This window comes from Moraxella sp. RCAD0137 (assembly GCF_002894025.1).
Taxonomy (GTDB): Bacteria; Pseudomonadota; Gammaproteobacteria; order Pseudomonadales; family Moraxellaceae; genus Moraxella; species Moraxella porci.
The window spans coordinates 63,905-81,691 of record NZ_LTCC01000003.1 but is presented as its reverse complement, the minus strand read 5'-3'; the positions used below and the strand labels follow the sequence as shown (position 1 = coordinate 81,691).

The window sequence follows — 17,787 nt, the reverse complement described above, 5'->3', positions numbered from 1 at the left end:
ATACCCATTGAAATCTCAATAAATATCCACGCTGACCAATTCCAAAATCGCGGAGACGAAGTTCATTCACCAAAAAACTTGTCAGACCAATAATTTTATGGCAAAATTGCATTATCTTTATACTTTGAGTTTATAATTTCAAGGAACAACCATGAGATCTCAACAAGGTTTTACACTCATTGAATTGATGATTGTCATTTTGATCATTGGTGTTTTGGCGATGTTTGCCATTCCTCAGTACCAAAAACGCACCATCAATGCTCAGGTCAATCGCGTGTTGATGGAGACCAGCCAGCTGCGCACTGCTGTGGATATGTGCCGATTACAAGGCATCACCCAAAATAGCAATTGTGACATCGGCAGCACTAGCAGTGATCTGGTATCAGACGGTATCAAAGTCAACATTGAAACCGATAGCCCGACCATTAAAGCCACCTTTGGCCAAAATGCCGCCAGCAGTATTCATAATAAATCCATCACATGGACGCATAGCAGCGACAAAGGCTGGACTTGTGGCACAGATCTGGATAACGATGTGGCGCCCAAAGGCTGTACAGCAACTCAAGTCACCCAGTGACAACTTAAAAGAAATAAAAACCCCGAGTCAAAAACTCGGGGTTTATCTTGAGCGTACCAAGATTATGCTTCTTTACGCGCGCCCAATTTTTCTTTGATACGAGCAGATTTACCTGAACGATCGCGTAGGTAGTATAGCTTCGCACGGCGTACATCACCACGGCGTTTCACTTCGATGCTTGCGATTAATGGTGAGTGTAGTTGGAATGCACGCTCAACACCAACACCGCTTGAAATTTTACGAACGGTGAATGCTGAGTTTAGACCACGGTTACGCTTAGCAATAACCACACCTTCAAACGCCTGTAGACGCTCACGGTCACCTTCACGAACTTTGACTTGAACGACAACAGTGTCACCTGGGCCAAATGATGGGTGGTCTTTTAGTTGTGCATTTTCAACAACTTGTACTAGTGGATGTTTGTTGCTCATGGAAATTCTCCAATTGTCATGGCATAGGCTAAAATCTTTGTTGCCCAAAGGCAATGGTTAAAAGACCGCATACCATCGTTACATAAAGCGTCAATTGACGCTACGCCTGAACCATACAGGCAAAATCAATCTTTCAAGTCTTTGAGCCACTTGAGTTGCTGTTTGGTGGGTGTAAATTTTTCCCACAAATCAGGTCGCCGTAGTTGCGTGCGTTTCACCTGTTGTAAAAAACGCCATTTGGCAATATTGGCATGATGACCCGACAATAGCACTTTTGGCACACCATCGCCATGAAAATCAAGCGGCTTAGTGTAGTGCGGACAATCCAGCAAGCCATCTACAAATGAATCTTGCTCTGCGGAGAGATCATCACCCATCACCTGTGGCAATCTGCGAATGACGCTATCCATTACCACCATCGCAGGCAACTCACCGCCTGTCAACACATAGTCGCCGATAGAAATCTCAGTATCGACATATCGCTCAAGCAATCGCTCATCAATCCCTTCGTAGCGACCGCATAATAAAATCATCCCATCCAGTGATGCCATCTGCACCACGCTCGGCTCATCAAGCTGTTTGCCTTGTGGCGATAAATATACCACAGGACAGGCACCGTCATCTACTCGGCAGCCAGCTTGTCGCGCTAACTCTTTGGCGTGCAAAATCGCCTTTTCGAGTGGCTCCGCCATCATCACCATACCAGGTCCGCCACCAAAGGGGCGCTCATCGATACGGCGATAATTATCCGTCGTAAAATCTCTAGGATTAATCAGGCTGATGCTGGCTTGCTGTCTTTTGATGGCGCGTCCGACGACACCAAAATCAGTCATCGCAGCGAACATCTCAGGCAAAATACTGATGACAGCAAAAAACACGGCAGCTTATTTATCCCAAGGTTGGTTATATGAGCGATTCACTGGCGAATCCGCTCTAGTAATCTGTGTTAGTAATCAGCACCCCATGCCACCAGCATGGTTTTGGCTGACAAGTCAACTGACAATACGATGTCACGATGCCACGGGATAAGACGCTCTTCGCGATCAATGCTATCAGCACTGGGCTTAACAGAAATGATCTCATGCGCACCAGTCTCGAACATCTCTTTGATCACGCCAAGATTTTCACCTTGTTCGTTAATCACCGTCAGTCCAATCAAATCCGACCAATAATACTCATCTTCACCAAGCTCAGGAAAGCTGTCTTTGGATACCCAAATGGTTGTGCCATTCATGGTCTCAGCGACATTACGATCAGCAATCTCTTCAAAGCACGCCACCAAACCTTGCCCTTGGTTACGCCAGTCTTTGACGGTCAAAGGCTTAAATCCTGTAGCTGTCTTCATCCACCACGGTGACATTTCAAAAATACCTGAGCGTTCGTCAGTTTCGCTAAACACCCAAAGCCAGCCTTTGATGCCGTAGGGTTTTTTTAGCGTAGCAATTTTAACCAGCGTTGATGCATCTGGTGCGCTACTTTGACGAGAAAAATTTGGTTTTGAAACAGTCACGATTTGGCTTAATGTATAATAAAAAAACGATGGGATTTGATAGCACAAAACGGCTTACACCATAGATATAAGTCTTCGCTTATACTTAGGTGCAAACCGTTGAGACAAATTTGCTAATTATGCAGCTTTGTTCAATGCTTTAACCAATGAAGCAACGCGATCAGTTGGCTGTGCGCCTTTTGCAATCCACGCATTGTAAGCTTCTAGGTCGATGCGAGTTTCAACTTCTTGGCCACGAGCTAGTGGATTGAAGAAGCCGATTTTCTCGATGAAACGACCGTCACGAGCTGCACGCTTGTCAGCAACAACGACTTGATAGAATGGACGCTTTTTTGAACCGCCACGAGCTAGACGAATAACTACCATGATAACTCTCTTAAAAAGTTTAAAAACAAAAATAATTTGTGCAAGAATTAGAGCATGATACAGATTCGATGAAGTTGAGGATGAGCCGTTTACGAACCTGAACCACTAAAAGGCGTTAATTATACCAAGAATTTTGTCATCTTGAAAGTAAAATTTTATCTTTTGATGATATTGTACAAATTCACCACAAAAGCTGTGGTACAATGGCATTATTGCCTTTATCGATGTAGCCATCATGAGTACCAAGACACGCCATTTTTTTTCACGACTGCGCTATCGCCTGCACTCAAATACCATGCAGACGGTGGCGATGGTGTTTTTTATTGTTTTTGTGAGTGTGACGCTGTCCTTATGGCTGTTTTGGCGTAGTCTGTACCTACCCGAGATCCAAAACCACGCAAGCTATCTGGCTAGCGAAATCAAGCTATTGACATCCGCCAAAGAAGAGTGGCGCAATAATCCTGAATTCATGCGTTGGCTAGAAAATAACACCCACATCGACATCATCACCGATCGCAATGAATTTCCCGACATCACCGACAAGCCTGTGGTCACACATCTGACGCAGATCATGGCCGATGAGATCTCGCGGTCACTGGGACGCGAAGTGTCGGTATATTTTAAATTCAAACCCGTACCAAAACTATGGATCCAAGACAGCGCACATCCTGACATCTGGATCCGTGAGCCGATGATGCACTACTCGCAGTACAGTTCAGGTGTGCTGGCAGGGTTTATTTTTGGCATTCCTTTATTGACCATTTTTACCATTTGGGTGCTGGTGCGCGGCCTTAATCGCCCTCTTAAAAAGCTTGAGCGCGCGGCCAACGATTATATCACCCAAGGCCATGCCACCACTTTGCCGACTCAGACAGGACCCAATGAGATTCGTAAGGCCAACACGGCTTTTAATCGGCTTTTTAGCACCCTAAGTCAAGCACAAAAAGAGCGCACCATCATGCTTGCTGGTATCAGTCATGACCTGCGTACGCCTTTGACACGAATGCGCCTGACGGCTGAGATGCTACCAGATGAATTTTTCCGTGAGGGCTTAGTCTATGACATTGAGGACATGGATGCCATTTTAGAACAATTTATTTCATTTATGAAAGATGGCTCTGATGAACCTGTCAAACCCACAAATTTGGATGTGATTTTTAAAGAAATCATGGTGCAGTTTTCAGGGACGCGATTTATTTATGAATCAGACATCAGTCAAAAAGTCCCAGTACGCCCTTTGTCCATCAAACGCCTGATCATCAATTTGGTCAATAATGCCATCCGTTATGGAGAGCAGCCAATTCATTTAAGCGCGCACATTCAAGCCATCGATCCTGACGCCGATGATACTGATTATCCCTTGCTGATTTTGTGCGTCAAAGACGAAGGCGACGGCGTGGCCGAAGATCAATTGGAGCGCATCATGCAGCCATTTGAGCGAGGTGAATCTGCGCGCACGACCCAAGGCAGTGGGCTTGGCTTGGCGATTGTCAATCGCATCGCACAGCTACATCAGGGCGTGGTCGAAGCCACAAACCACCCTGCTGGCGGCCTACAAGTGTGCGTAAAAATTCCATTAATGACTCAAATCGATGAGCCAGATACATCTTTAGATGCATCGGATGAGCATACTGTCGCCCAGTAGATCCACCAAGCTTGATGGATTAGCCATTATTTTCGATGGTTTTTTGCATGCGGTCTTGGGTCATCTCATCGGCAGCGACGACCACACCGACCTGCTTAACTGGCCACGACATGATGAATCTTGCCCCGTGCAGCTTTGGACTTTCATCCACTTTTAAATTGGCATTAAACCAAAATGCAATGCGACTGACGATCGACAAACCCAGACCATAGCCGCCAGAGGCTCTGGTACGACTGTCATCGAGTCGCGCAAAAGGAATAAACACTTTCTCGCGATCTGCTTCGGCGATACCATGACCATCATCTTCAACGCTGATAAAAGCCTCACCTTTGATAACATCAGCACTGAGCATCACTGTCGTCTCGGCATAGCGCAGCGCATTACCGACTAAGTTTTGAACCACACGATGCAGATAGCGGCGATCCGCCATGGCCACAGCTTTGGCAGGCGGCAGCTGACACACCAGCTTGATGGGCTTGCCAAGCGCATTGGTCTCGCGTTCGATCTGCTCAAGCAGCTCGCGCAAATTCACCATCTCCCAATCTAGCTTTGGCGAACCTTCTTCTAGCTTGGCATAAGTCAAAATCTCATCAATCAGTTCATTTAAAGACTCGATGTCCTCATCGATGAAATTCTTTTGAAGTTGACGAGAATCTGCATCATCGGTATCAGCCAGCATGTCCACAGCAAAGCGTATCCGCGCAACAGGTGTGCGCAGCTCATGTGATACCGCTCGGGTCAGCTCGCGTTGTGCTTCGATCAGTCGTTTGATATGCGCTGTCATCGCATTAAAAGTCATCGACAGTCGCGCAATGTCATCATAACCGACGACCTGAACTTTGGTATCCAAATTGCCTTGGGTGACTCGGTTGACGCCCATTTGCAATAACTGCAAGCGACGCTCCAAAGGAAAAATCAGCGCATAGACACCCAAAGCGATCAAAAACACGCAGATCAAGGTCACGCTCACCAATAAATTCAGCGGAAACCAATTAAACAGTGCAACAGGGCCAACCACGATAACCACATCTTCAACATCTGAAGCGACGGTAAATGAAATCGTCGATCCTTGACCACGGATGCCATCTTGAAATGACATCACCAATTCATCGCGTTTTAGACGCGCAATCTGGTCAGGATCTAAGCGCAAATTATTGATGGATTGTAAGTAAATGGGATAACTGAATTTCTCAGTCAAATAATTCAATCGCGCTTGTTTTTGTTCAAAACCCTGATAATGCGATAAATCATCGAGCAAAAAAATGGTCAACGCTCTGACTTGTCGTTCACCAACTTGTGATAGCCGTGTGGTCAAAACCTCATCTGTACCCTCAAGGCGATAATAAAAGGTAGATTGATTGGCATGGTGATCATAGCGGACGACAGTTTTGGCCTCTTCAATACGACGCATCTCTCGTGCTTTAAACTCGATGGATTCCATCGGTACAATTTCAAAATTGCTGCCAAACAGCATACTGATGTCATTGAGCCAATAATTTCTTTGAGCAGGTGTAGTTTGATGCTGCGCACCTTGACCAATCAAATAAAAAACACCGGTTGCCACACTTTCCCGATATGCCTGAGCGCGTTCTTGATTGATGGTATCAACCAAAAGATACGCAAAAAACGCCACAGACACACAGACCAGTAGCAGCCCAGCATAGATGCGAAAAAAGATGCTTCGCTCGGTGAAGCTCATAAAAGTCATAGCAAACAGCGTCCGATAAAATGAAAGCCAGCAGGAGCTGGCTTTGCACAAATCATTGCATGCAAACACCTTGCATGAAATTAATTACCTTCTTTGACGAACAAATAGCCCTTAGAACGGACTGTTTTGATGCGTTTTGGATTTTCTGGGTCATCACCAATTTTTGGACGAATACGAGAAATACGCACATCAATTGAACGATCTTGGCCATCATATTCGATGCCGCGTAGGCGCTCAAAAATATCCTCACGAGACAAAATACGACCAGCATTTGATGCCAATAGCCACAGCAAGTCATATTCGGCGCTGGTAAAATCAACAAGCTCATCATTCAGCGTCACCGAACGACCGCCATTATCGATCACCAAATCGCCAAATTCCAAACGCTGTGGCGAGGATTTGACTGGCGCAGTATCAGAACGGCGCAACAAAGCACGGATACGAGCCAATAGAACTCGCGGTTGTGCAGGCTTAGCGACATAGTCATCAGCACCCATCTCAAGACCCAAAACCTGATCCATATCATCCGTACGGGCTGTTAGCATCAGAATCGGCTGTTGATATTGAGCACGAACTTCACGACATACCGTCAAGCCATCGCTACCTGGTAACATGACATCAAGAACAACCAAATCCGGCTGCTCAGCAATGATGCGTCGGATGGCGCGTGTGCCATCAGTTTCGATCGCCACATCCAGCCCATTTTTACGCAGATAATCTTGAGTCAGCATCGCCAATCGCTCATCGTCTTCAACGATGAGGATTCGCGGCATGTCTTCTTTTTCAGGGGTAGCAGTCATAATCATCCTACGGTGATGTACATTACCACAATTAAAAAATCAAACTTTGCTCGCCATGCAGATGGCTGACAGCAAATTAAGCACGATTTTTGTATTTTTGAATCGTTTGCAGCTGTGCCACAGATTCAGCCAGTGCAGCCAAAGCAGCATTGGTTTGAAGGGTGTCGGTTTGGTTTACCAACATCTGCTCAGCAGCTCGGCGAGCTTCAGCAATCTTGGCCTCATCCAAATCATGAGCGCGTTCTGCATCGTCTGCCAACACTGTCACCAGATTTGGCTGTACTTCAAGCACACCACCAGACACGTAAATCACTTCTTCAGATAGGCCATCGGCTGATTTCATGCGCATGGCACCTGGTTTTAGTAAAGTGATCAAAGGCGTGTGTCCAGCCAAAACACCAATTTCACCTGAATGGCCGTTGGCGATCAGCATACTGATTTCGCCAGCATACAGCTCTTCTCGTGCACTCACAACTCGGCACATAAAAGTTGCCATGTTATTCTCCTAATAAGCCAGCAATTATCGATAACTTTCACAATCAAATAAGCGATGGCTTATCTGATTGTGAATGGATGATTATGCTTTTAGCTTTTCAGCTTTAGCAACCACTTCATCGATACCGCCTACCATGTAGAAGGCTTGTTCTGGCAGGTGATCATACTCACCTTCGATGATCGATTTAAAGCCAGCGATAGTATCACGAAGTGCCACATATTTACCAGGCGCACCCGTAAATACTTCTGCAACATGGAATGGCTGTGACAAGAAACGCTGAATCTTACGCGCACGATAAACGACCAGTTTATCTTCTTCAGACAGTTCGTCCATACCCAAGATGGCGATGATGTCTTTTAGCTCTTTGTAGCGTTGCAATACTTCTTGTACACCGCGAGCGACATTATAATGCTCTTCGCCGATGACTTGAGGATCAAGCTGACGAGAAGTTGAGTCAAGCGGGTCAACCGCAGGATAAATACCTTGTGATGCGATGTCACGGCTCAAAACGACTGTAGCATCCAAGTGAGCGAAAGTGGTCGCTGGTGATGGGTCAGTCAAGTCGTCCGCAGGAACATATACCGCTTGCACAGAAGTAATAGAGCCAGACTGAGTTGAAGTAATACGCTCTTGTAGCAAGCCCATCTCTTCTGCCAATGTCGGCTGATAACCTACCGCAGATGGCATACGGCCAAGTAGTGCTGATACCTCAGTACCTGCTAGAGTATAACGGTAGATGTTATCAACGAACAGCAGTACATCACGGCCTTTACCAGTGGCTTCGTCTTTTTCGTCACGGAAGTATTCTGCCATAGTCAGACCAGTCAAAGCGACACGCAGACGGTTTCCTGGTGGCTCATTCATCTGACCATATACCATCGCTACTTTAGACTTGGTGAAGTCTTCGGTATTAACAACGCCAGCTTCTTGCATTTCGTGGTAGAAGTCGTTACCTTCACGAGTACGCTCACCCACACCGGCAAATACAGATAGACCAGAGTGTTTCAATGCGATGTTGTTGATCAGCTCCATCATATTAACGGTTTTACCAACACCAGCACCGCCGAACAGACCAACTTTACCACCCTTAGCGAATGGGCATAGCAGGTCAATAACTTTAATACCAGTTTCTAGTAGTTCAGTTGAGTTTGATTGCTCATCATAGCTTGGTGCTTCACGATGGATAGACCATTTTTCAGCAGCATTAACAGGGCCAGCCTCATCGATTGGGCGACCCAATACATCCATAATACGACCAAGAGTCGCTTGACCAACTGGCACAGAGATCGGTGCACCAGAGTTAGATACTGATAAACCACGCTTAAGGCCTTCAGTTGAGCCCATTGCAATGGTACGCACCACTCCATCACCTAGCTGCTGCTGCACTTCAAGGGTGGTTTCGGTGCCATCGACGCTCAATGCATCGAAAATTTGTGGTACTTGACCACGGTCAAATTCAACGTCAATAACCGCGCCAATAATCTGTACAATACGACCGCTCATTGCGTTCTCCTATTATCTAATATTAGTCAATTAAGAAACAGCGGCAGCACCGCCAACGATTTCCGAGATCTCTCGGGTAATCGCCGCTTGACGCAGCTTGTTATAAACCAACTGTAGTTCTTTAATTAAGTTACCAGCATTATCTGTTGCTGCTTTCATTGCTACCATACGAGCTGATTGTTCTGACGCGATATTTTCACGCACTGACTGATACACCACGGATTCGATATAGCGCAAAAGCAAGCTATCAATGAGGGTTTTGGTGTCTGGCTCATAGATATAATCCCAGCTGTGTGATTGAAGCGCATCGTCTTCAAACTCACCTTCTGCCAGTGGTACGATTTGTTCTACTGTTGGCTTTTGAGCCATCGCATTGATGAATTGGTTATATACCAAATAAATGCGGTCCAATTTACCATTAGCATAATCATCAAGCATCGCTTGAACTGGGGTATTGATTTGTTCTAGTGATGGGTTATCACCATAATCAGTCACTGCCGAGGTAACTTTGCCACCGAAGTTCTTAAAAAAGCCCACACCTTTAGCACCAATGACTGCAAACTCAATCTCAACTGATTGCTCTTGATAGCCCTTGACTGATTTTAGCAAGTTTTTGAATAAGTTAATGTTCAAACCACCTGCCAGACCACGATCAGAGGTCACGACAACAAAGCCCACACGATTCACCGGACGGTTTTGCATGTAAGGATGTTTATAATCTGACTGTGCTTGCACTAAGTGTGAAATGACACGGCGCATACCTTCAGCATAAGGGCGACCAGATTCCATTCGCTCTTGAGCTCGGCGCATTTTACTGGCAGCTACCATTTGCATAGCACGCGTGATTTTTTGCGTACTTTTGATGCTGGTTACTTTAGCACGAATTTCTTTTAAGCTTGCCATAATTATTCCAATACTGGACTTATTATAAAAGGGTTTATGGTGCGTTAAACAACGCCTAACACACCATATTGCTTATCTTTAGCTTAGTAGCTTGATGAAGCCTTAAAGCTTTCTACTGCAGCTTTTAGACGACCTTCGATGTCGTCATTATAGTTTGCAGTGTCATCAATTTCAGTCATCAATGCTGCATGCTCACTGCGCAGATAACGCAAGAATGCTTCTTCAAACGCACCGATTTTCTCAACTGGTACATCAGCCAAATAGCCTTCGTTTGATGCATAGATGACAGCCGCTTGATCAGCGATTGACATAGGCGCGTATTGTTTTTGCTTCATAAGCTCAGTTACGCGTACACCATGCTCCAGCTGTTGCTTGGTTGCATCATCAAGGTCTGATGCAAACTGCGCAAATGCTGCCAATTCGCGATACTGAGCTAGCGCGGTACGGATACCACCTGATAGCTTTTTGATGATCTTAGTTTGTGCAGCACCACCAACACGCGATACCGAGATACCAGCGTTGACCGCAGGACGGATACCTGAGTTAAATAGGTTTGACTCAAGGAAGATCTGACCATCGGTAATAGAAATTACGTTGGTAGGTACGAATGCCGATACGTCACCTGCTTGTGTCTCAATGATCGGCAATGCGGTTAATGAACCAGTTTTGCCTTTGACTTCGCCATTGGTGAATGCTTCTACATAGTCAGCATTGACGCGTGATGCGCGCTCTAGTAGACGTGAGTGCAGATAGAATACATCGCCTGGATATGCTTCACGACCTGGTGGACGGCGTAGTAGCAATGAGATTTGGCGATATGCTACCGCTTGTTTTGATAGATCATCATAAACAATCAGTGCATCTTCACCGCGATCGCGGAAGTATTCGCCCATCGTACAGCCAGAATATGGTGCGATATATTGTAGTGCTGCTGGTTCAGAAGCTGATGCAACAACAACTGTGGTATATGCCAAAGCACCGGTTTCTTCAAGCTTACGCACCACATTGGCGATGGTAGAGCGTTTTTGGCCTACAGCAACATACACACATTTGATGCCAGAATCTTTTTGAGCGATGATGGCATCGATTGCTAGTGCGGTTTTACCAGTTTGGCGGTCACCGATAATCAGCTCGCGTTGGCCACGACCGATTGGAATCATGGTATCAACAGCTTTATAACCTGTCATCACAGGTTCATCGACTGATTGACGCGCGATAACGCCTGGAGCGATTTTTTCAACTTTGTCAGTCAGTTTTGCATTGATCGGACCTTTGCCGTCGATTGGGTTACCCAATGCATCGACAACACGACCCAGTAGCTCAGGGCCCACTGGAACTTCCAAGATACGACCTGTGCAGTATGCTTTTTGGCCTTCTTGTAGGCTAAGATACTCACCCAGTACTACCGCACCGACTGAATCTTGCTCAAGGTTTAGCGCCATACCATAGACGCCACCTTCAAACTCGATCATCTCGCCATACATAGCTTCTTCTAGGCCATGGATTTGCACAATACCATCAGAGACACTGACGATCACGCCTTCGGTTTTTGCAGTTGCGCTTACGTCAAGGTCTTGAATACGCTGCTTAATCAGATTGCTGATTTCGGCTGGATTCAATTGTTGCATTGCCTTGTTTCCTTTGATTTAGACAGCTCGCTACTTACGCAGTAAGCTGAGTCTTTAATTGTTTTAACTTGCCACGCACTGAGCCATCAGTAAACTTGTCACCCACTTTGATGGTCGCTCCACCAATCAGGCTAGGATCTACAGATTCATGCAAAATAACGATCGAACCTGTTGAGATTGCCAAACGCTCTTGCAATTGTTTGCTTTGAGCCTCAGTTAGGGGATAGGCTGAAGTGACATAGGCATCAACCTGTTTAAGCTCTTGTGATTTTAGCTTACTGTAGTGAGCATGAATTTCTGGCAATAATGCCAAACGATCGTGCTCAGCCAACTGTTTTGTGAAGTTAGCCAACGCTTGAGATGCTTGCTCTGCTGTTAATTTGCCATAGGTGTCAATCAAAATATCTGCTTTTTGTGCAGCAGAAATGGCTGGATTGTTCAGCAGTGAAGCATAATCTTCATTGCGTACAACATCGCTTGCAACCGACAAAAAGGCTTCCCAATTGTTGATTGCATTTTGCTCTTTAGCGTAATCAAATGCTGCTTTGGCATATGGTCTTGCTAAGGTAGATAGTTCAGCCATGATATCCTCTAATTACAGCTTAGCCGCCAACTGTTCAAGCATGCTGGCGTGTTCTTGTTCATTGACTTTGTCTTGCAAAATCTTTTCAGCACCAAGCACTGCAAGGCTGGCAACTTGAGAACGCAGTTGTTCACGAGTCTGTGCAGCTTCTTGCTCAACAGCAGCATGTGCTGCAGCAATGATGCGTTCGCCTTCTAGACGAGCTTGTTCTTTGGCATCTTCAATCATCTGATTGGCAGTTTTATTTGCGCGCTCGATGATAGAAGCAGCTTCAGTTTTTGCAGCTGCAAATTCTGCTTCGATTTGCTTATCAGCTGAAGCCAAATCTGCTTTTGCTTTTTCTGCGGCATTTAAGCCGTCTTCGATTTTTCTTTGACGCTCATTAATCGCGCCGATCAGTGGTGGCCATACGAATTTCATACAAAACAGCACGAAAATCGCAAAAGCAATCAACTGACCGAAAATGGTTAAATTGATCATCCAATCACCTCGTGGTTAGTGAAAGTCAGGTGATGCCCACCTTTGCTTGACTCATCAAAACAAAGGTGGTCGTTAAACTGACGGTTTCAGCTTATGCGAATGGGTTGGCGAACAATAGAAGCATTGCAATACCAACACCAATCATTGGTACGGCGTCAAGTAGACCTGCCACGATGAACATTTTGGTTTGAAGTTGTGAACCTAGTTCAGGTTGACGAGCTGTGCTTTCTAGGAATTTGCCGCCTAGGATAGCGAAGCCGATACCTGTTGCTAGTGCGCCTGCACCGATTAGTAGAGCGACTGCAAGTAGGGTGTACTGTGCGATTACTGGATCCATGATGTCTCCTTATGACCTAAAATTAAGGGTTATAAAAAAGTTTCAAATTAATGTTCGGATTCTGCTGAGATCAACGAGAGATATACAATCGTCAACATCATAAATACGAACGCCTGAAGGGTAATAACTAGAATATGGAAGATTGCCCAAGGCACACTCAGCGCCCACTGAATCCAGAATGGCATCAGTGCAATCAAGATGAAAATCAGCTCACCTGCGTACATGTTACCAAATAGACGCAGACCCAATGAAATTGGTTTTGCCAACAAGGTAACGATTTCTAGTACTAGGTTGATCGGGATTAAGATAGCTTGCAAAATTGGGTTTTTTGCACTAAATGGGTGCAAAGTAAATTCTGCAATAAAGCCACCAACGCCTTTATATTTCAAACCAAAACCAATGATTAGGAAGAATACACCAATCGCCATACCCAAAGTGATGTTCGGATCGGTTGTTGGTACGATTTTGAAATATACATGTTGCGGATCATGACCCATCAATGAACCCACCCACATTGCCAGACTTGGAATCCAGTCAATCGGCACAAGGTCCATCAAGTTCATCAAGAAAATCCACACAAAAATCGTCAATGACAGCGGTGCTATCAGCTTTGATGGGCCATTATATGATTCACGAACACTGTTGTCCACGAAATCAACAATCAACTCAACAAAAGCCTGCAGCTTCGTTGGGACGCCCGAAGTCGCCTTGCGACCCACCGCCCAAAAAAGCGCCAAAAAGAAAATACCCAAGCCAATCGACCACAGCATTGAGTCCACATGGATTTTCATAAAACCCATCTCAGCAGCTTCAGTTGCGTCATACGCCACTTTCCAGCCCTTTTCTGGGTGCAATCCATAAGCCCAATTCGTCAAATGGTGAGCAATATATTCTGTAGATGTCTGTTCGGCTGCCATAATAAGCTTCTTATTTTTACTCGAAAAAGAAAAATTGGAGATAAACGCCAAATCAAAAAACGAAGTTACTATTCAACACTCTCAATCCATTGCAGCCGACCAAATTGATATAAACCAGTTCGGTGTATTTCCCTTGTCCGTCATTTTTCGACAAATTCCATACTTGGCATTGATTTAAAAAATCAATCAATTTCATAAAGGATTATGAAAATCGTAACAATAAATTGCACTTGTAACTAACAGAGTATCTTACTTGAGTGTTGGCAATATGTAAAGAGCTAAACGATATTTTATTGCCGAAATTTTGCAAATTTATGGTAAAAATGCATAATTTTATCGAATTTTTCGTCAAAAAATTTTGGTATCAAGCTATTTTCAAGAATTTTGTCAATGTTTACTAAATCTAGCGTCTTATCGCTTCGTATCATCAAATCAAATAAAATCTTACTGGATCATGATGAAATTTGATGCCAATTAACATAGGCTTTGGCTGGAGATGATCGTGACGAATGATTGATATTTTTGATACAAGCATTCAGAGTGTGGATTTATTTGGGGCGATCTAAGGGTTAAGCCAATGAGCGATCACTTAAGGCGCATAAGCCCGATCGCCTGACTGATCTGCATAAGGATAAAGCCCGCGATCACCGAAGGCGCATGAATCGGCGTCAAAACCAAAAAAATCAACGCAAAACCTGCGATGCTGATCAGCCATTTGATGGCCATGCCAAGATAGGTATTTAGCATGATCTGCTTGGCATATCGAGCGCCCACCGTGTGATAAGCCACCACCGTAAACGCACTTTGTGCGACAAAGGATAGCACTGCACCTGCCGCAGCGCCTTTGGCGATCAACCACTGGGCATCTGCTGTGATTAGACTGATGATCACAGCAAGCGCCACAAGCGCGATGAGCGGCCACAGTTGGCGGTATTGGGCACTGATGGCGACTGCTTTTTTTGAGCGATGAGCTGGGATTGTCATGTGTCGTGCCAAGCCTATGAACTGTGAATAGATGAATGATGTGCCAATGATAAATTGGCGAATTGAGTCATTATAATCCCGATGCTCATGACAGGCAAGTGCCATCAAGCTCATACAACTGCTGAATTATGTCTCATTCACTGTATGCCCGACGCACGCCTGCAATGCACGCGCCTGCATCAGCCAAGCGCTGATAAAATCCTCGCCTAAGCCACTTAAGTCTTCTTGGAGTATGGTGACAGTGACATTGCCCAGTTTATTTTTGACGCCATCAGAGACGCTGCTTTGGGCTGCCAAGCACATCTGTGCTTGTGGTCGCGTGTCATTGAGCCATTTAAACTGTGAGGCTTTGGGATTTAGGTGATGATCAGGGGTCAATGCGCCAGCAAAACGCAGCCCTGCGGCCGATTCAAGATACTGAAAAGCATCATGATGCGCCCAATACGGCTTGCTGCTTGGCACCTGAATACTTGACACCGCCGCATCCATGCGCGCCTGAAAATCGGCTGCATTTTTGGCATAATAGGCTTTGAACTGGGGATTAGCATGGCCATGCACCACCGCTAAAGCACGCACGATGGCTTTTGCATTTTCAGGGTTCAACCAAATGTGCGCATCTTCACTCTGTGCGCGCGCCGTGCCATCAATCTGGCGCAATGGCAAGCGCTCAAAGGCATTGAATTTTAATAATGAGATGGCATTGGGTGCATCCGCCAAGGATTTGACCAAATTTTGCTCTAAAGATTCCCCAAACCACACCACATAATCACTGTCCTCAATGAGCTTAACCTTACTTGGCGATAATGAACCATGATGACCGACATCGCCAGCATCCAGTAGCACCTGTGCATCGCGCTGGCCTTGAGTCACCTCATGGCTTAGCAGCGCAAGTGGATAATTACTGACACTGACCACACCAGCTTGGGCGGCATAACACAACAGGCCGCCCACTGCCAAGGCGCTTTTTAGCAGGGTTTTTTTGGATAAAGCACGCAAGCGTTGAGTGATGGCTAAGACGGTGTGAGATTTTTGGGTGTTGGATAATTTATTCATATCATCATTAAAAAGGTCAAAAGCTTAACTTGGTCGATTAACAAGCATGCATCAATCATGCGATCAAAGCAGCCAAGCTTGTATCATATTTTATTAAATTTATAAAATAACAGCACATCTGACAAGGTATTACCTGCCTAAAGAGCCATTATAGCACAGATCCAGCGCACTCATATCAAGTCGATGATACACAGATAAGCAGCACCTGTGGAGCATTTGTTATTATATAACAACATAACCAAAAGCACCAGCGCTTTATTTTGACTGTCTGAATACTAAAGAATCATATCTGCACACGCTTAAGGGCGCATGCGATGCACTACAAAGGATTGAGTGCTTTGGCTCAGCATCTTATGCTTACAATATTTACACACAATGCTGCTGTGTTTTGGCTGGCTAAATGTGGTCATCTTTCAAAAATATGGGTATAATAGCAGGTTTATGAGCTATAACATAACGACAAGATCCATTGCAGCTGAGCAACACTGGCGGACGGCGGTGATTCTCATTGTACCGATTGGCGTTATTTGGTGATGCGTTTTGGTGGATGATCCCCAAAGCCATCCTTGTTTTAAGAAGAAATTTATGCACACAAGTAACACCTCGGACTGTCATCATTCAGATTGTCACCACCATAATGTGCATCATGCACACGGCAATGTCGAGCAGCGTCTGGCCGATGCCAAAGCGCACTGTCTGGCACGCGGTGCGCGATTTACGCCGCTGCGCGAAGAAGTGTACGCGCTGATTTTGTCTGCTGCCAAGCCTATGGGTGCTTATGATCTGATCAGCGCCTTACAAGCCAGCCGCCAGATGGATGGCTCTGATAAGCGCACCAACATCGCACCGCCGACGGTGTATCGATCGCTGGAGTTTTTATTGAGCGAAGGCTTGATTCATCAGCTGTCGTCCATGAACGCCTATGTGCCCTGCTGCCATCCCAGAGCGGCGCACGCAGCGGCATTTTTAATTTGTCAAAAATGTGAAAAAGTCGAAGAGTGCAGCAACATACCTGTCGATGAGATCATGAATTTTGCCACTAATGATGCCAAATTCACCGTCGAAAGAAGCGTCATCGAATTAAAAGGCATCTGCCGTGACTGCAGCACTCAGTGATCAAGCCATCATTTTAGATCTCGATCAAGTCAGCTATCGCGTCAGTGATGGAGATCTGGTGAGCCGCGTCAGTATGACCATTCACGCCGATGAGATGATCAGTCTAATCGGCCCAAATGGTGCTGGCAAATCCACCTTGGTAAAGCTGATCTTAGGACTGCTCAAACCCAGCAGCGGCAGCATCACCAAAAACACGCGCGACATCAGTTATGTGCCGCAGCGTTTTGATGTGCCTGCGATTTTGCCGCTTCGTGTGATGGATTTGCTTAAGCAAGCCAATCCCAAGAAACTCACTGCTGAGCAAAAAGATCATCTGTTCACCCAGCTGTCGATCGCCCCTTTGCTCAATAAGCAGCTAAAGCATCTGTCTGGTGGCGAAACTCAGCGCGTGCTGCTGGCGCGCGCCCTGCTTGATCGTCCCAAGCTGTTGATCTTAGATGAGCCGATGCAAGGGCTGGATCCTGAAAGCGAAAGCTGGCTGTATCAATTTTTGGATACGCTGCCTGATTTTCTGCGCTGCGCAATGCTCGTTGTTTCGCACGATCTGCACTGGGTAATGAAAGGCTCTCGCCGCGTCATTTGCCTAAATAAACACATCTGCTGCCAAGGTGTGCCAAGTCAAGTGGCTGTTACGCCTGAGTTTGTTCAGTTATTCGGCTATCAAGCTCCATATATCCATCAACACACCCACTGTGAACATCATCTTGACCACGATCATCCCGATCACAGTCACCGCTTATAAGTATCACA

20 protein-coding genes are annotated in these 17,787 nt (G+C 45.6%); 4 read left to right on the top strand and 16 right to left on the bottom strand.

The genetic code is table 11. The features are described 5' to 3' along the window. Nucleotides 1–151: 151 nt before the first annotated feature. Nucleotides 152–577, top strand: coding sequence for a pilin (locus AZ602_RS03910; protein ID WP_103033792.1), 426 nt, complete (start codon nucleotides 152–154; stop codon nucleotides 575–577). A gap of 62 nt (nucleotides 578–639) precedes the next feature. Here AZ602_RS03910 and rplS read toward each other — a convergent pair whose 3' ends face one another. The 4 genes from rplS to rpsP form a co-directional block, all read right to left on the bottom strand. After that, nucleotides 640–1,008, bottom strand: coding sequence for a 50S ribosomal protein L19 (gene rplS / locus AZ602_RS03905; RefSeq protein ID WP_103033791.1), 369 nt, complete (start codon nucleotides 1,006–1,008; stop codon nucleotides 640–642). A 125-nt stretch (nucleotides 1,009–1,133) separates the two neighbouring features. After that, entirely contained in the window at nucleotides 1,134–1,886 is a 753-nt protein-coding gene (gene trmD / locus AZ602_RS03900) for a tRNA (guanosine(37)-N1)-methyltransferase TrmD (protein WP_103033790.1), read from the bottom strand. Between the two features lie 68 nt (nucleotides 1,887–1,954). Beyond that, nucleotides 1,955–2,518, bottom strand: coding sequence for a ribosome maturation factor RimM (gene rimM, locus AZ602_RS03895; protein WP_103033872.1), 564 nt, complete (start codon nucleotides 2,516–2,518; stop codon nucleotides 1,955–1,957). 117 nt (nucleotides 2,519–2,635) lie between these two features. Next, on the bottom strand, nucleotides 2,636–2,884 hold the full coding sequence (gene rpsP, locus AZ602_RS03890) for a 30S ribosomal protein S16 (protein WP_078253324.1): 249 nt from the start codon (nucleotides 2,882–2,884) through the stop codon (nucleotides 2,636–2,638). 235 nt (nucleotides 2,885–3,119) lie between these two features. On the opposite strand from rpsP, the gene AZ602_RS03885 reads away from it, so the two are divergent. Next, on the top strand, nucleotides 3,120–4,529 hold the full coding sequence (locus tag AZ602_RS03885) for an ATP-binding protein (protein ID WP_103033789.1): 1,410 nt from the start codon (nucleotides 3,120–3,122) through the stop codon (nucleotides 4,527–4,529). Between the two features lie 19 nt (nucleotides 4,530–4,548). Here AZ602_RS03885 and AZ602_RS03880 read toward each other — a convergent pair whose 3' ends face one another. From AZ602_RS03880 to AZ602_RS03825, 12 genes are all read right to left on the bottom strand, one after another. Next, nucleotides 4,549–6,237, bottom strand: coding sequence for an ATP-binding protein (locus AZ602_RS03880; RefSeq protein ID WP_103033871.1), 1,689 nt, complete (start codon nucleotides 6,235–6,237; stop codon nucleotides 4,549–4,551). Between the two features lie 80 nt (nucleotides 6,238–6,317). Beyond that, nucleotides 6,318–7,010, bottom strand: a complete 693-nt coding sequence (locus AZ602_RS03875) for a response regulator (protein ID WP_369803863.1) — start codon at nucleotides 7,008–7,010, stop codon at nucleotides 6,318–6,320. Nucleotides 7,011–7,113: 103 nt separating this feature from the next. Then, a complete protein-coding gene (locus tag AZ602_RS03870; RefSeq protein ID WP_078317837.1) occupies nucleotides 7,114–7,533 on the bottom strand; it encodes a F0F1 ATP synthase subunit epsilon in 420 nt (139 codons plus the stop codon). Nucleotides 7,534–7,614: 81 nt separating this feature from the next. After that, the gene (gene atpD, locus AZ602_RS03865; protein WP_078317836.1) at nucleotides 7,615–9,036 is read right to left on the bottom strand and encodes a F0F1 ATP synthase subunit beta; all 1,422 of its coding nucleotides are present in this window, start codon (nucleotides 9,034–9,036) and stop codon (nucleotides 7,615–7,617) included. 30 nt (nucleotides 9,037–9,066) lie between these two features. After that, nucleotides 9,067–9,939: a F0F1 ATP synthase subunit gamma gene (gene atpG / locus AZ602_RS03860; protein WP_078317835.1), complete on the bottom strand. Its 873-nt coding sequence runs from the start codon at nucleotides 9,937–9,939 to the stop codon at nucleotides 9,067–9,069. An 83-nt stretch (nucleotides 9,940–10,022) separates the two neighbouring features. Beyond that, on the bottom strand, nucleotides 10,023–11,567 hold the full coding sequence (gene atpA, locus AZ602_RS03855) for a F0F1 ATP synthase subunit alpha (RefSeq protein ID WP_078317834.1): 1,545 nt from the start codon (nucleotides 11,565–11,567) through the stop codon (nucleotides 10,023–10,025). Between the two features lie 34 nt (nucleotides 11,568–11,601). Beyond that, on the bottom strand, nucleotides 11,602–12,150 hold the full coding sequence (locus AZ602_RS03850; RefSeq protein WP_078317833.1) for a F0F1 ATP synthase subunit delta: 549 nt from the start codon (nucleotides 12,148–12,150) through the stop codon (nucleotides 11,602–11,604). A gap of 12 nt (nucleotides 12,151–12,162) precedes the next feature. Continuing rightward, the gene (locus AZ602_RS03845) at nucleotides 12,163–12,630 is read right to left on the bottom strand and encodes a F0F1 ATP synthase subunit B (RefSeq protein ID WP_078317832.1); all 468 of its coding nucleotides are present in this window, start codon (nucleotides 12,628–12,630) and stop codon (nucleotides 12,163–12,165) included. A 91-nt stretch (nucleotides 12,631–12,721) separates the two neighbouring features. Next, nucleotides 12,722–12,967 (bottom strand): F0F1 ATP synthase subunit C, encoded by a 246-nt coding sequence (gene atpE / locus AZ602_RS03840; RefSeq protein WP_003658962.1) that lies wholly within the window; start codon nucleotides 12,965–12,967, stop codon nucleotides 12,722–12,724. A 47-nt stretch (nucleotides 12,968–13,014) separates the two neighbouring features. Beyond that, nucleotides 13,015–13,884 (bottom strand): F0F1 ATP synthase subunit A, encoded by an 870-nt coding sequence (gene atpB / locus AZ602_RS03835; RefSeq protein WP_103033787.1) that lies wholly within the window; start codon nucleotides 13,882–13,884, stop codon nucleotides 13,015–13,017. 585 nt (nucleotides 13,885–14,469) lie between these two features. Continuing rightward, the gene (locus tag AZ602_RS03830; RefSeq protein WP_103033786.1) at nucleotides 14,470–14,982 is read right to left on the bottom strand and encodes an ATP synthase subunit I; all 513 of its coding nucleotides are present in this window, start codon (nucleotides 14,980–14,982) and stop codon (nucleotides 14,470–14,472) included. A 12-nt stretch (nucleotides 14,983–14,994) separates the two neighbouring features. Continuing rightward, nucleotides 14,995–15,921 carry a metal ABC transporter solute-binding protein, Zn/Mn family gene (locus tag AZ602_RS03825; protein WP_103033785.1) on the bottom strand — a complete coding sequence of 309 codons (927 nt, stop codon included), beginning with the start codon at nucleotides 15,919–15,921 and terminating at the stop codon, nucleotides 14,995–14,997. 585 nt (nucleotides 15,922–16,506) lie between these two features. Between AZ602_RS03825 and AZ602_RS03820 the strand changes: the two genes are divergently transcribed. Together AZ602_RS03820 and AZ602_RS03815 are read left to right on the top strand one after the other, a co-directional pair. Beyond that, nucleotides 16,507–17,037 (top strand): Fur family transcriptional regulator, encoded by a 531-nt coding sequence (locus AZ602_RS03820; RefSeq protein WP_103033784.1) that lies wholly within the window; start codon nucleotides 16,507–16,509, stop codon nucleotides 17,035–17,037. After that, nucleotides 17,018–17,779, top strand: a complete 762-nt coding sequence (locus AZ602_RS03815) for a metal ABC transporter ATP-binding protein (protein ID WP_103033783.1) — start codon at nucleotides 17,018–17,020, stop codon at nucleotides 17,777–17,779. Before AZ602_RS03820 ends, AZ602_RS03815 begins: the two co-directional genes overlap by 20 nt. The last annotated feature ends 8 nt before the right edge of the window (nucleotides 17,780–17,787 follow it).

Coding starts and splice junctions, on each gene's coding strand:
- AZ602_RS03910 (WP_103033792.1), top strand. CDS start 152: ATGAGATCTCAACAAGGTTTTACACTCATTGAATTGATGATTGTCATT.
- rplS (WP_103033791.1), bottom strand. CDS start 1,008: ATGAGCAACAAACATCCACTAGTACAAGTTGTTGAAAATGCACAACTA.
- rpsP (WP_078253324.1), bottom strand. CDS start 2,884: ATGGTAGTTATTCGTCTAGCTCGTGGCGGTTCAAAAAAGCGTCCATTC.
- AZ602_RS03885 (WP_103033789.1), top strand. CDS start 3,120: ATGAGTACCAAGACACGCCATTTTTTTTCACGACTGCGCTATCGCCTG.
- AZ602_RS03880 (WP_103033871.1), bottom strand. CDS start 6,237: ATGACTTTTATGAGCTTCACCGAGCGAAGCATCTTTTTTCGCATCTAT.
- AZ602_RS03875 (WP_369803863.1), bottom strand. CDS start 7,010: ATGCCGCGAATCCTCATCGTTGAAGACGATGAGCGATTGGCGATGCTG.
- AZ602_RS03870 (WP_078317837.1), bottom strand. CDS start 7,533: ATGGCAACTTTTATGTGCCGAGTTGTGAGTGCACGAGAAGAGCTGTAT.
- atpD (WP_078317836.1), bottom strand. CDS start 9,036: ATGAGCGGTCGTATTGTACAGATTATTGGCGCGGTTATTGACGTTGAA.
- atpG (WP_078317835.1), bottom strand. CDS start 9,939: ATGGCAAGCTTAAAAGAAATTCGTGCTAAAGTAACCAGCATCAAAAGT.
- atpA (WP_078317834.1), bottom strand. CDS start 11,567: ATGCAACAATTGAATCCAGCCGAAATCAGCAATCTGATTAAGCAGCGT.
- AZ602_RS03850 (WP_078317833.1), bottom strand. CDS start 12,150: ATGGCTGAACTATCTACCTTAGCAAGACCATATGCCAAAGCAGCATTT.
- AZ602_RS03845 (WP_078317832.1), bottom strand. CDS start 12,630: ATGATCAATTTAACCATTTTCGGTCAGTTGATTGCTTTTGCGATTTTC.
- atpE (WP_003658962.1), bottom strand. CDS start 12,967: ATGGATCCAGTAATCGCACAGTACACCCTACTTGCAGTCGCTCTACTA.
- atpB (WP_103033787.1), bottom strand. CDS start 13,884: ATGGCAGCCGAACAGACATCTACAGAATATATTGCTCACCATTTGACG.
- AZ602_RS03830 (WP_103033786.1), bottom strand. CDS start 14,982: ATGAGCTTGATGGCACTTGCCTGTCATGAGCATCGGGATTATAATGAC.
- AZ602_RS03825 (WP_103033785.1), bottom strand. CDS start 15,921: ATGAATAAATTATCCAACACCCAAAAATCTCACACCGTCTTAGCCATC.
- AZ602_RS03820 (WP_103033784.1), top strand. CDS start 16,507: ATGCACACAAGTAACACCTCGGACTGTCATCATTCAGATTGTCACCAC.